Source organism: Bradyrhizobium sp. USDA 4369 (assembly GCF_054056435.1).
This window is the reverse complement of sequence record NZ_JBSRYH010000002.1, coordinates 151809-164613: the sequence shown is the minus strand read 5'-3', so window position 1 is coordinate 164613 and position 12805 is coordinate 151809. Positions and strand designations below refer to the sequence as shown.

General features: G+C 60.2%; 9 protein-coding genes. 7 read left to right on the top strand and 2 right to left on the bottom strand.

The window, feature by feature from the left end:
* The first annotated feature begins 93 nt into the window (after nt 1-93).
* The 5 genes from ACVIJ6_RS38780 (at nt 94) to tnpC (ending at nt 6865) form a co-directional block, all read left to right on the top strand.
* Nucleotides 94-867: a cytochrome c3 family protein gene (locus ACVIJ6_RS38780; RefSeq protein ID WP_063831397.1), complete on the top strand. Its 774-nt coding sequence runs from the start codon at nt 94-96 to the stop codon at nt 865-867.
* Nucleotides 868-2232: 1365 nt separating this feature from the next.
* Entirely contained in the window at nt 2233-4044 is a 1812-nt protein-coding gene (locus ACVIJ6_RS38775) for a glycoside hydrolase family 17 protein (RefSeq protein WP_456777204.1), read from the top strand.
* Between the two features lie 435 nt (nt 4045-4479).
* Nucleotides 4480-4851 carry an IS66-like element accessory protein TnpA gene (gene tnpA, locus ACVIJ6_RS38770; RefSeq protein ID WP_039187448.1) on the top strand — a complete coding sequence of 124 codons (372 nt, stop codon included), beginning with the start codon at nt 4480-4482 and terminating at the stop codon, nt 4849-4851.
* Nucleotides 4848-5198: an IS66 family insertion sequence element accessory protein TnpB gene (gene tnpB, locus ACVIJ6_RS38765; protein WP_456772120.1), complete on the top strand. Its 351-nt coding sequence runs from the start codon at nt 4848-4850 to the stop codon at nt 5196-5198. The genes tnpA and tnpB overlap by 4 nt, the downstream gene beginning before the upstream one ends.
* 59 nt (nt 5199-5257) lie before the next feature.
* Nucleotides 5258-6865 (top strand): IS66 family transposase, encoded by a 1608-nt coding sequence (gene tnpC / locus ACVIJ6_RS38760; RefSeq protein WP_456772119.1) that lies wholly within the window; start codon nt 5258-5260, stop codon nt 6863-6865.
* A 92-nt stretch (nt 6866-6957) separates the two neighbouring features.
* On the opposite strand, the gene ACVIJ6_RS38755 is transcribed toward tnpC, so the two are convergent.
* A complete protein-coding gene (locus ACVIJ6_RS38755) occupies nt 6958-7218 on the bottom strand; it encodes a hypothetical protein (RefSeq protein WP_028133053.1) in 261 nt (86 codons plus the stop codon).
* Nucleotides 7219-7494: 276 nt separating this feature from the next.
* Here ACVIJ6_RS38755 and ACVIJ6_RS38750 point away from each other — a divergent pair, with 276 nt between their 5' ends.
* A complete protein-coding gene (locus ACVIJ6_RS38750) occupies nt 7495-9312 on the top strand; it encodes a DUF3141 domain-containing protein (protein WP_080672078.1) in 1818 nt (605 codons plus the stop codon).
* Nucleotides 9313-10222: 910 nt separating this feature from the next.
* Nucleotides 10223-10828 (top strand): hypothetical protein, encoded by a 606-nt coding sequence (locus ACVIJ6_RS38745; protein WP_155253172.1) that lies wholly within the window; start codon nt 10223-10225, stop codon nt 10826-10828.
* 377 nt (nt 10829-11205) lie between these two features.
* Here ACVIJ6_RS38745 and ACVIJ6_RS38740 read toward each other — a convergent pair whose 3' ends face one another.
* Complete coding sequence (locus ACVIJ6_RS38740; protein ID WP_155253171.1) at nt 11206-11598, bottom strand: hypothetical protein; 393 nt, start codon at nt 11596-11598, stop codon at nt 11206-11208.
* Nucleotides 11599-12805: the final 1207 nt, after the last annotated feature.

Genomic DNA, 12805 nt, shown 5'->3' with positions numbered 1-12805 from the left:
AGAGCTTGGAGCGAAGAAGGCGGCGCTTGCTCTCGCTGATGGCGTTGAAGAATTCTACACGAGGCGACGTTCTCGAACACCGAGGGAACGATCGTGAGGTTCGCGCCTCTCTATGTCGGGCTGATCGCGGCCGGAGTTTTTGCGGCAGGGCTTATCAGCATCCCACTATATCGAAGTGGTTCGATGGTGACGGCCAATTTTGCGGGCGCTGTTCAGCCGCTGCCACTCTCTGCCAAGCATGAGTTTATCGGCGGAAGATGCGAAGCATGCCATACCCCGTTGCGCGGCATCGAGGCGGCCTCCTGCATCTCATGTCATGCGACCGCAGCGGGCGATTTAGGCAAGCAGTCGACCGCCTTCCACGCTTCTGCACAGCAATGTCGCGACTGCCACCCCGAACATAAGGGTACGGGCCGACTGATCACGATGGATCATTCCGCGCTGTTAAAAATAGCCGCTCGCTCGCCGGCTGGCCAGCCGCAACATCTCTCCATCTCCCGAGAGATGGTCGACGACCTCAAGGGCGTTTTGGGAATTCCTGCTTCGCAGTCAGAGCAGAGAACCGGCCTCGATTGTATGAACTGCCACAGCAATCGGGATCCGCACCGCGAATTATTCGGAAAGGACTGCGCGGCGTGCCACGAAACTACCGCGTGGCAGGTCGCGGGCTACGTTCATCCGTCTGTGACATCGAAGGACTGCGCCCAATGCCATCAGGCTCCGCCCAGCCACTACATGGAGCACTTCGTAATGATGGACCGCATGATCACCGGTCAAGAGCATGCTGAAGTCAACCAGTGTCATCTTTGTCACCGAACCGACTCGTTTAATGACATCAAAGATATCGGATGGCTGAAGCATCACTAGTCCGCAAAGATGGCTATGACGGATAGCATCTTTGCGGTCTTTCTTGCAGAGCGAATGATGCAGAAGCGCAATGTGTCGCAGCGCAAGATGCTGGGCCAAGCCTGATTGACTGGCATCCCGAGTGTTGCATGGTTAATGCGAGCGAGATTGCGAAGGCATATCGGCGTTTTTCCTGAACGGTTTGCTTACAGAAGCCGGAGCATCGGCATGCTCCTTGCCGGCGAGACAGAGCAGGCCGGCGAAAGTCCTAACCTCGCCTGGCCCGGCTCTCAAAGGGAGCATTCACGATGAGATTCACGCCAAAAAGCGAAAGAGGACGCCGAAAAGCGGCGAATCCATATCTTGAGCAGTCCCCTCGGCACCGTCTTGTAGCTGGAACGGCTATTCTCGCGCTGGATAGGAAGAGGCTCGCCCATGATGCAGCGGGGATCGAGGCGCTGCCCGTGCGCTGTTCCTGGAAGCGCACACGCGACCGCCGGCGCAGGATCATCCTCGATTTCGACGCCACCGACGGCCCGCCGTACGGGCATCAGGAGGGACGCTTCTTCCATGGCTGTTCCGATTGCTGCGTTATCGACCGCTCTGCGTGTTCTGCAGTCGGCATCTGTTGGCAGCCAAGCTGCGCTCCTCGGACATCGACCCAGTGCGGGCAGCATCGCTTTGCGCGCGAGGGATGGCGCGGTGCGAGCAGAACCGTGTGGAGTACCTGTTCGGGCTTGCCGCAACAGTACGCGAGAAGGATTGCGCGACGCGTCGCGCCCTCGAAGGTCGAGAGGCCCATCTGGAGACGGCGAGCCAGTGGAACCGCGCCTTTTCCGGCTCGAAAGTGCTGATGGCTGCGGACTCCTGCCAGATTTCCATCCCCAACTATGACAAGCTGAGGCAGAACCTCGGCTGGATGATCCGACACCACTCGGGGCGAGATCCTGGACCGCCAGCTTTTCGCCAAGGGAACCGGGAGCCGCCGCCTCACGGATGGCAAGCCGGTCCGCGATCAATACGGCCGCGACCGGATCAGGGAGCTGCATCTGCAATCCCACGGGAGTCTTCACAACGGCGAAGTCGCAGCCATCCCGCCATCATCCCGGCGTTTGTTCCAGCCGGTTTCGACCGTTGCCCATGAAGCTTGCGCCCCACACGCATCATCCCAGGTCATCACGATGATCCTGCGGAAAGGAGCATTGTATCTGCGACGGAGCGGCGCGGCAGATTGTCGTGCTCATGATCAGCAGGCCGATACCGGTGTGGGCCGGCGGCATTATGTCGCTGCCATTAAATGCGGGTTCTGTCGTGTAGAGTGCGCCCCGACATTTCTTCGCATTCTCTAAGTGGGAAGGGCCTAGCCGACGGCAATGGGCGATAACAATGGTCAATCGTGGGTTGATCCGGATCAACTATGTCCGGAACGTCGCCGGTAAGGTGCGCCACCTTCTTCTAGGGCATCTCAATATGCTGTTTGAGAACCGAACTGATGCCTGGCGGCTGCCCGCGACCGCACTCCCGAAATACGGTGGGCGGCGTGCCGACTCGCACACTGAAGAAGCCTGGCGCATCAGTTCTGTAAGGAGGCCCCCGTTTTTTCTTCGCGCGCCGCTGACGCTTCTCCTGATATCCCTCGGCGTTGTCGCCGCGGTGTGGTGGTGGCTGGGCACACCCGTCAGCTTGGTGCGCGCACCGATCGATCCGAACAACAAGCTACAATGCATATCGTACGCGCCCTTCCGCAGCCGTCAGACGTCATTGTCGCCAGCGACGCAAGTGTCGCGCGAACAGATCGCGGAAGATCTCGTCCAGCTTGCGAAAATATCCGACTGCATCCGCACCTATGCGACCGATCTCGGTCTCGATCAAATTCCCGAACTTGCGGCCAAGGCCGGCCTCAAGGTCATTCAGGGCATTTTTCTTGATAAGGACCGGCAGAAGAATGCGACGCAGATCGCAACGGCGATACGCCTCTCCAAACAGTTTCCGGGAACCATCATCGCGCTCGTGGTCGGCAACGAGACCTTGTTGCGTCATGACATCACCGCGTCCGATCTCGCCGCTACGATCCGCTCGGTCAAGGCGCAGGTTGCCGTTCCCGTCACCTATGCCGACGTCTGGGAGTTCTGGCTGAGCAACCGCGAACTTTACGACGCGGTCGATTTCGTCACGGTTCATATCCTGCCGTACTGGGAAAATGTGCCGATCCGGGCCGAATTTGCTGCCGCGCACGTCGATACCATCCGCCGGCGGATCGCGTCGGCTTTTCCGGGCAAGGAAATCCTGATCGGAGAAATTGGCTGGCCAAGCGAGGGGCGGATGCGCGAGTCAGCGCTGCCCTCGCGCGTCAATCAGGCTCGTGTGGTCTCCGAGGTCCTCGATCTCGCTCGGCGCGAGAATTTCCGAGTCAACCCGTTCGAGGCCTACGATGAATCGTGGAAGCGAGACATCGAGGGCACGGTCGGCGGCTCCTGGGGCCTGTTCGATTCCGTGCAGCGCACGCTGAAATATCCGCCCGGCATTCCGATCAGCAATTTTCCGCTCTGGAAGCTGCAAATGTACAGCGGAATGGCGCTGGCAGTCCTCGTATTCGGCGCGGCCTGGCTGACCTTGCGCCGCAAGCCGGGGGAGCCCCGGCTCATCTCATGGCTTGCGGTCGGACTATCGGCAAGCACAGCCGGAATCCTGTTTGGGGTGGCCGCCCAGAAGATGTTCGATGAAAGTTACGGAGCGGGAGGCTGGCTTCTGTGGGGCTCGCTTCTGGCCGCGGCAACTGCTTCGCCGGTTTTTGGCGCCAACGCCCTTATGTCGGGTCGCCCGTCGCCGAGTTTTCTGGACGTGCTGGGTCCGAGGGGCTACCGGACTGAATCGCTGCTGGCGATCATGCACGGATTGGTCTTGATCGTAATCGTCGTGATCGGCACGGCGACCGCACTCGGCCTCGTGTTTGATCCACGATTCATTGACTTTCCTTTCGCGGCGCTGACCATGGCGGCGGTGCCTTTTGCGGCTATGACGGCGCTCAATCCCCCGAGGAAAGGAAACCGCCCTTTGGCGGAATCGATTTTTGCCGGCGTTTTTCTTGGAGCGGCGATCTACATAGGGTTCAACGAGGGGCCGGCCAATTGGCAATCGTTGTGGACTTGCGCTGCGTATGTACTGCTGGCTGTTACACTGTGGCGCGCGCGTGCCTGAGAATGGCGAGAGTCCTGTAGCTTCATGGCACATCATCCAACGGCAGCACTACTTGCGTTCGGTGCTTTGGTGTGGCGAGCACCCACTCGCGGTGTGTTGCGCAAGTATGCTGCTATCGTTCTCAGGTCAGGCCATTCTTGCGAATGGCCTGGAACAATCTCTTAACGCAAGCGCTGGTGACACTGGGCGGTATCGTGACTATGACAGGGTCGCGCCCAGGCTCGCGCACCTAAATCGGTCCCGCGGGAGCCCTGCTCCCCGTTTGATGCCGTGCCATTCACTCCCGTAAACGCGCCAAACTCTAGGCCCAGCCGCCACGGGGTAGCGGGACTGCGACGGATAAAGGCGCTGAGCGCCGTAAGCCCCCGGTGACGGCCACCTTGCGTCGGCAGTGAGGCTTCGCGAAGCCATAGGACTAGTCCTGGAGCTAGTCCTATGGCCAAAGCGGAAGTTGAAGTGATCACGTCGGAGCGGCGACGGCGGCATTGGTCGCGGGCTGACAAGGAGCGCATCGTCGCTGCAGCGTTGCAGCCGGGTGCGACGATCCTGGGCGTGGCGCGCGCGTTTGGTGTGCATTCCAGCCAGGTGTTCCGCTGGCGCCAGCAGCTGTGCGGCGAGGAGACTGCCGTGCCCGGCTTCGCCGCTGTGACGATTGCAGCCGATCCCGATCTTCACGCAGCGGCAGCTCCGCCTCAGGGGCTGATCGAAGTCGAGATCGGGACTGAGACCAAGATCCGGATCAGCGGCGCGGCGGATGCCGCGACGGTGACGGCGGTGATCACGGCGCTCCGGGCGGGCTCGCGATGACGATCCCGATCCCTTCCGGCACACAGGTCTGGCTGGCGACCGGCCATACCGACATGCGCAAGGGCTTCGACGGCCTGGGGCTGCTGGTCCAGGAGACCTTGAAGCGCGATCCGCATGGCGGCCATCTGTTCGTGTTCCGCGGCCGCAGCGGCGGGCTGATCAAGGTGCTGTGGCACGACGGCCAGGGCATGTGCCTGTTCGCCAAGCGGCTGGAGCGCGGCCGCTTCATCTGGCCACAGGCTGTTGACGGAGCGGTGACGATCACGCCGGCCCAGCTCGGCTATCTGCTCGAAGGCATCGACTGGCGGCATCCGCAGCGGACGTGGCGCCCGGAAGCTGTTGGTTGAGGGCTCGAACGTCACGGCACTGATGCGTGCCGGGCGGAGCTGTGATTCCATCTTCTGTGATGATCACAGCCGATTCGCTCCCTGATGATGTCGCGACGCTGAAGGCGCTGGTGCTCGCCGGCCAGGCGGCCAAGCTTGCGGCGGAAGCCAAGGCACGCAATCTCGAAGCCGAGGTCCGCGCCCGCACGCTGCTGATCGAGCAGATGAAGTTCACGATCGCCAAGCTCAAGCACGAACAGCACGGCCAATCCTCCGAGCGCGCCTCGGTGCTCGATCAGCTCGAGCTGGAACTCGCCGACCTCGAGGAGGATGCATCGGAGGCCGAAGCCGATGCGCAGCTGGCAGGCGAACGCGCTAAGGCCGCGAAGATAGACGTGCAGCCATTCGAGCGGCGGCGTCCGGCGCGGCGGCCGCTGCCCGAAGACCTGCCGCGGGAGCGCGTCGTTCATCCCGCGCCGGCCAATTGTCCATGCTGTGGCGGGGACAGGTTGCGCAAGATCGGCGAGGACGTGACCGAGACGCTGGAGCTCGTGCCGCGGCAGTGGAAGGTGATCCAGCATGTGCGTGAGAAGTTCTCCTGCCGCGCCTGCGAGGCGATCAGCCAGCCGCCGGCGCCGTTCCATCCGATCTCGCGCGGGCGCGCTGGACCGCGTCTGCTCGCGCACATCCTATTCGCCAAATACGGCTTGCACCTGCCCCTCAACCGGCAGAGCACGACGTATGCGCACGAAGGTGTGATGCTGGACGTCTCCACGCTGGCCGACTGGGTCGGCGCGGCGGCGGCGACATTGATGCCGCTGGTCGATGCGATCAAGGCGCATGTCCTCGCTGCCGAGCGCATCCATGCCGACGACACCACGGTGCCGGTTCTGGCCAAGGGCGAGACGCGCACGGGGCGCGTCTGGACCTATGTGCGCGACGATCGGCCCTTCGCCGGGCACGCGCCGCCGGCCGCCTTGTTCTTCTACTCGCCCGACCGCTCCGGCACCCATCCAGAGGCGCATCTTGCGACCTATGCTGGACCGATGCAGGCGGATGCCTATGCCGGCTTCAACAGGCTCTACGATCCATCGCGGAAGCCGGGCCCGATCATCGAGGTCGGCTGCTGGGCGCATGCACGGCGCAAGTTCTTCGAGATCGCACGGCTGAAGAAGGCGCCGATCGCGATCGAAGCGATCGCGAAGATCGACGCTCTGTTTGCGATCGAGCGCGAGATCAACGGTCTGCCGGCCCAAGAGCGCAAAGCCGCGCGCCATGCGCGCAGCCGCCCGCTGGTCGATGAGCTTCATGCCTTCCTGCACGAGCGCCGCACCAAGCTCTCCGGCAAGAGCGAGACCGCCAAGGCGATCGACTACAGCCTCAAGCGCTGGGAGGTGTTCACGCGCTTCATCGACGATGGCCGGCTGTGCATGACCAACAACGCGGCCGAACGCGAGCTGCGCGCCGTGGCCGTCGGCCGCAAGAACTGGACCTTCGCCGGCTCCGACGATGGCGGCCGCCGTGCTGCCGCCATCTACACCCTGATCCAGACCGCCAAGCTCAACAACCTCGACCCGCAGGCGTGGCTTGCCGACGTCCTCGCCAGGTTGCCCGATCATCCGGCCAGCAGGATCGCAGACCTGCTGCCCTGGAGCTGGAAGCACACCGCCATCCCTGCCGCTGCCTGATCGCTCCGATCAATCGTCCATCCGCGCGGGCTACTCCGCCTGCGGTCTTCACCGGATGCGTACTGAGCGCCTGCAGCTGCTTTGTTTCAGCCTTACTTCGCACCCGTGTGATGCGGGACATCCGAATTTGGCCCCCCACTGTAATGATGGCTTCCGCCAGCACCTTTCTTCTTACCGGAAGACATGCCCATGTCCTTCTTTCCCATGTGATGGGGGACCTCGGTCTTCGGGCCACCGGAATAATGGTGGCCATTCTTCTCGGTATCGGGAGTCGTTTGCGTGCTCTGGGCAAGAGCAGACCCCGCGGCGAGGGCGGCGACGGCAGCGATGGCGAGCATCTTTGTCAAGTTCATGATTTCCTTCTCCTGGCAACGACAATTGCGACCTTAGGTCTAAAGATAAAAGCAAAATCGAACCTCTGCCAGTTGATTCATGTCAAAAGCGCATTCTGTTAGCACCCTCTGTGCTGCCTGAAATTTCAGCAAAATGCGCCGCATGCTTGCGGGGAGCCGGTTGCGAGACCTCCTACCAAGGTGTGTTATGAGAAGAAGCATGGGGTTGATTTGGCGCAAATCTCGGCAGGCAAAACCGGTCGATTGTTGAGTGTCGAACAGCTTTCGAGGCGACCCATGCCAACTGCTCCCGCCGCAAACCCAACAGTCGATCAGGTCGTTCCGACGACGACGGTGCAAGCCGCTCGCCTGCAAGCAATTTCGGAGCCTCAACAACCGGCATATTTGCAAAGACCGGATTTTGGCGCCCCGCAGGGCGCAGGCGAGCCTAGCGTATCCACCGCATTCGCGTATGGACGCGATTTGTGGGAGCGAACCATCCTGTTCTGGGACGCGCTCCGGCAACGTGCTGACAACATGATTGCTCATGAGCGAGCCGGCAAACCGCCGTTGCTCAATTTCGACTACGAAATCTTGTTGGACGCGCGTCAGTTTGAACGGCCCGTCAACTACGCGTTGGCAGCGATAAGAAAATATGGAGACAAATGCGTCGACGACTGTCTCGATCCAGCAAAGCCGCCGGTTGTGATCGTCGACCCACGCGCCGGGCATGGTCCAGGCATCGGGGGCTTCAAACGCGACTCGGAAGTCGGGATCGCCATGCACGAGGGGCATCCCGTCTACTTCGTGTTGTTCTATCCCGATCCGGCCCCGGGCCAGACCATTGCCGACGTACTGCATGCGCTTCGCCGGTTCGTCGTGGAGGTATCGAGGAGGCACGATGGAACGCCTCCGATCCTCTATGGCAACTGTCAGGCCGGATGGGCAATCGCCATCCTGGCGGCGGATTGCGAGGGGCTCGCCGGACCAGCCGTCTTGAACGGCTCGCCCTTGTCTTATTGGAGTGGTGAACCGGGCATCAACCCGGCTCGCGTGTCCGGCGGATTGTTGGGCGGGGCATGGCTCACGCACCTGACCGCCGATCTCGGCAACGGCCGGTTCGATGGAGCATGGCTCGTGCAGAATTTCGAGAACCTGAAGCCCGAGGCGGTTTGGGACAAGTATGCCAATCTCCTTGCTCACGTCGATGAGGAGCGCGACCGCTTTCTTGAATTCGAGCGGTGGTGGAACGGCTTCTATTTTCTCAGCCGAGAAGAGATGCTCGCCATTGTCCAAAATCTCTTCATCGGCAATAAGTTCGAACAAGGCCTGTTGCGGGTGTGCGAATGCTGCTTTGCCGATCTGCGCCGCGTCCGTAATCCGATGGTCATTTTTGCCTCGCAGGGCGACAACATCACCCCACCCCACCAGGCGCTTGGGTGGATCCCGACGGTCTACGGCAGCACCGAAGACTTGAAGCGCGCCGGCCAGCGGATCGTGTATCTCATCAATCCTCACGTCGGGCATCTCGGGATTTTTGTCTCTGCCAGCGTTGCGCGTCTCGAACACCGCGCGATTCTCGAGCACCTTGATCGAATCTCCGCGCTTGCGCCCGGTCTCTATGAGATGAGGATCGACAATCCGACCGGCAATCCCGATTGCAAACGCGAAGCCTATACCATCCACTTCGAGGAGCGGCGCGTTGAGGAGTTGCACTTTCCGGAGAACCGAGCTGCGTTTCGGCGCGTGGCCGAGGTTTCGTCGCGGCTGGATGAACTCTACTCAGCAACCCTCGGAAATTGGGTGAGAGCCACCTCGACGCCCTTGTCTGCCCTGCTGCTCGAATGGTTCCACCCGATGCGAACCAGCCGGTTGATGTTCGCTACCGCTTTCAATCCATTGTCGTCGATCTTGATGCCGCTCGCGTCGTCCATTCGACAGGACCGGCATGTTGCCCCTGATACGAACCCCTACAAGGCTGCAGAGCTCAAGGCTTTCGACACGATAGGCGGCGCCATTACCGAAGCGCGACGGCAGCGCGATACGACTTATGAGCGATGGTTCGAGTTGCTCTACGGCCGGTTACCGGGGCCAAATGATGTGCTATCGAGGTGATTCCGTAGTCTGAAGATCGAACGCGATGGTGTCAACGCCCATAGGGTTCGCCTTTGTCTCCGAATCCGAAGCTCAGCGAGTCTTTAAGTGTAGCGTCCGAAAGCTGCCGCCATGGTTAGCCAGCCTACGCGATTGCGCTTCTCCTTGGAGCCTTCGCGGTCGGACTGGGAGCCTCGCGTATATTTCGAATGAGCCATCAACGGCGAGGACAGAGTTGCAAACCCAGCAACTGAACACCCGAAGAGGGGTGACGGCCTATTTCAGTCTCGTGCCTGCGGAACATCAAGGAACTGATCATGAGCGCCGCTGAACAAGGGCTGCGTGGCCACGTGCCTAGGCACCCCGCACGAATACCAGATCCTTGCGGCGCTGTTCAATGCAGCGAAATGCTGTGCGAATTGCGGACGCCGTCGTGAGCGTCGAGTTCTCACGGCCGGGATCGCAGATGGTGGCAGGCAGAAGTTAACGCCGATGCAGGAAGGGGCGGCAGCGTGTGGAGGAGTCTTCGATCTGCCCGTGTTCGACCTCTACAGAGTGAAATGTTGTGGAGCGCCCTGGCGCGGGCCCTACAACCATCGACCCTAGGTACTAGATCATCTGGGCGAACCAGGCACGCCGAACTTGTCAGTTCGCGGATCCACCAACGAGGACCCATCCTTGTTGAAACATAGCGCCTTCGGGCAGCTGCAGCTGATGCAGCCATTACGAGTAATCAGCAGGAATCCCGTTGCTTGAAACCAACGCTTCCGATCTCGCGCGTTGCCCGAGCAGGAGTTGAGTACTGTCTTAGCTGGGTCTAGTCTACCGGGAGACGTCCAACAAGAGAGTGAATTGCCAGCCGATGAAGGCTAGAACTTTAAGGAGCCGCATCCATCCGTTCGGTGGCCTCGCGACTCACCCGGGTACAATCATGAATCGCATTGGCATTTCCTTGTGTCTGATCGGGATCATATTGGCATTGTTCCCCCTGATGCTGGGAGAGCATTTGCCTGCAGATTATCACAGAGTCTGGATGTATTCTGGGTTTGCGATTTTTGGGATCGGATTTGGAGCAGGTCTTGCCTCTCTGTTGGCTGAGCCAATCCGAAAACGATCGCGTTTCTTCTTTGGTCCGTATCCACTGCTGATGATGTACGTCTGGGTGAGCAGAACAGGGTTGGTAAAGGATCGCGTAAAGACGCTTAATTTCGTCGAAAGGCTACGCGCGGCCGGCGTCAAGCAAGAGCTCGATTTCTATGGGCAGCTCATCACCAAGGACGGCACCAATCCTGAATTAACGAAAATACCACCTGCGCACCTCGAAAAGTGCGCGATCAGCATCGCGACCTCGCGTGCGCTCACGCAGGGCGGAAACGAGCAGGTCTGTACCTACAATCCCAGGCGCAAGTCGGGCACGGTTTCCGGCCAGCCGGGACATTATTGCAATCTGCATGTCAGCAGGAAGGTTCTCAAGGTGATCAAGGAGCTTTGGTATGAACCGGATGTGTCGACCGGTGACGAGCGAGCGAACACCTGATCATTGCAGTTCACGGACCCGAATCGGCACAGAGCTTACAGAATTGTATTGAAGCAGAGACCGTATGAGGCGAGGAGGGGCGCTTCAGAGTCGCGGTTTCGGCCGGGCCAGCCATGCAATCGTCGCGAAGCTTGATCAATAGCAATGGACCTACAGAGCTTGGCCGAGAGGTATGCATACAGCGCCGCGACGGGAGGTAGCTGCTGTGCAGCGGACAGACCCCGCGCATCATCCACAATATATACCTATCAAAAGTCGCAAAGGGAAAGCCGCCCGGAGCGGCGCTCGATGAACGTGGAGGACGAATTAGTGCGCTCGAACGAACGTGCGTCCGGTCCAGCGAAAGCTTTGCGTTTCGCTGCCGAGCGTAGCTCTGATCAATAGGGTTCCCGAATAGCTTTCCATTCGGACATCCTGCGCGAATAGGCCGAAGATCTTTCCGAAGGTGCCGTTGCGTCGCCTGTAGATCTCGTGCAAACAGCCGCCTTCAGTGCAAATCGATTGCCTGTTTTGGCAACTTGATCTTGGAAGTGAAGGGCCCGGAAACCTTCCTTGCCGATCTCAATCGATGTCGAAAAGTAGTGTTGCGCGGAGATTTCGGACCCGCAGGTTCTCTGCAGCACCAACACGCGACGTTGTAGCTCAGCGGGAAGTTGCGCCAGATGATTGGTCGACCAGTGCCGGTCGCTCACAACGCTCGCAGCTATTACCGGCAACACGCCGAAGAGCAAACCGATCGCGGCCGCACCCAAATTAAACACCATTTTCATAGAGATTGCTCCGGACGTAACCCCAATGGTCAGCGCTACGTTTACGCCGGGGTGTCTTTCAGGAAGCGTGCGCGCGAGGTCGGCCCTGCAGCAGGTAATGCCAGCGCTCTCTAAGAAGGCGATCCGGATACAATCGTCAGCTTTGCTCCGCTCGCGGGAGCTCCACCGGACCGCCTCCCTCACGAGAGGCATTCCATTTCCGCCAATGGGTCGGCTGAATATCAACGTGCCTCCTGTTTGCGGCGTCCACAAAGCCCACTCCGCTTCTGTGGCATGGATAGGGAAGCGCGACGATCAGGCCATCATAATCCATGACTCCGATTTCCAGATCCCCATCCGGCGCGACTATAGAGACCGGTAGCCATTCTTGGACTTGAATTCGAGGTTCCATCATGACTCCGCTCCTTCAAGGCGATGATAGAACAAGCCTATTATATGTTGGTTCTACGTTGTTGATTTGCATCAATATTCATGTGTGCAGTCCGTCCGCAGCGATGGGGCGGGCGCATGATTCGCGGGAGAGATCCCTGCGATATATTGCAACAGGTACCCCGAACGGGTATATATGCGACACACCTCGGCTACCGTGAGCCGGGCGGAGCGCATGGTCCAGTACGCGGCAATTCGATGTTGTCGGCTTTTCCGCACGCGCGAACGATGGTAGAGACGGTTGTATGTTGTCGTGGTTGACGAACGCGGGTCGGCGAAGAGCGGGATATGTCCTTGCTCTCGTGTATGCGTTTTGCGCATTCGCCCCTAGCCTTGCTGTTGCGTCATCGCACTGCTCGCCCCGCGACAGTCATGAGCAAGGCGTCGTGGTGCACAATCACGAGCATGGTGACGCTTATCATCATGTAGCCGCCTCAGGAGCGAGCGTCGTCACCGACGACGCATCGGCCGATAACAATGGGCGCGTCGACCAAGATCAGCCGGCCAAGGCTCCTCGCGGCGCGACCTGCTGCAGCTTGATTTCAGTGCCCGGGCTGCCAGCCGGAAGTGCTGAGATCTTGACGCCGACCCCACAGCGCTCTTCCTACCTGCCGGAGGCGTACCTCCGCTTGAGGGATAACGCGCCGCCTCGGCACTACCGTCCTCCGATTTCCTGACCAAACGGACTAAGCTGACGCATGGCCCAGCGCACCAGCGCGGGCCAGGTGATTCATGTCAATTGGTCAGGATTCCTATCCATGTTCGATTTTCTCGGAGC

Bases quoted from the DNA above. Each gene is read 5' to 3' on its own strand.
- ACVIJ6_RS38775 (WP_456777204.1), top strand. From the start codon at position 2,233: ATGGTCAATCGTGGGTTGATCCGGATCAACTATGTCCGGAACGTCGCC.
- tnpA (WP_039187448.1), top strand. From the start codon at position 4,480: ATGGCCAAAGCGGAAGTTGAAGTGATCACGTCGGAGCGGCGACGGCGG.
- tnpB (WP_456772120.1), top strand. From the start codon at position 4,848: ATGACGATCCCGATCCCTTCCGGCACACAGGTCTGGCTGGCGACCGGC.
- tnpC (WP_456772119.1), top strand. From the start codon at position 5,258: ATGATCACAGCCGATTCGCTCCCTGATGATGTCGCGACGCTGAAGGCG.
- ACVIJ6_RS38755 (WP_028133053.1), bottom strand. From the start codon at position 7,218: ATGAACTTGACAAAGATGCTCGCCATCGCTGCCGTCGCCGCCCTCGCC.
- ACVIJ6_RS38750 (WP_080672078.1), top strand. From the start codon at position 7,495: ATGCCAACTGCTCCCGCCGCAAACCCAACAGTCGATCAGGTCGTTCCG.
- ACVIJ6_RS38745 (WP_155253172.1), top strand. From the start codon at position 10,223: ATGAATCGCATTGGCATTTCCTTGTGTCTGATCGGGATCATATTGGCA.
- ACVIJ6_RS38740 (WP_155253171.1), bottom strand. From the start codon at position 11,598: ATGAAAATGGTGTTTAATTTGGGTGCGGCCGCGATCGGTTTGCTCTTC.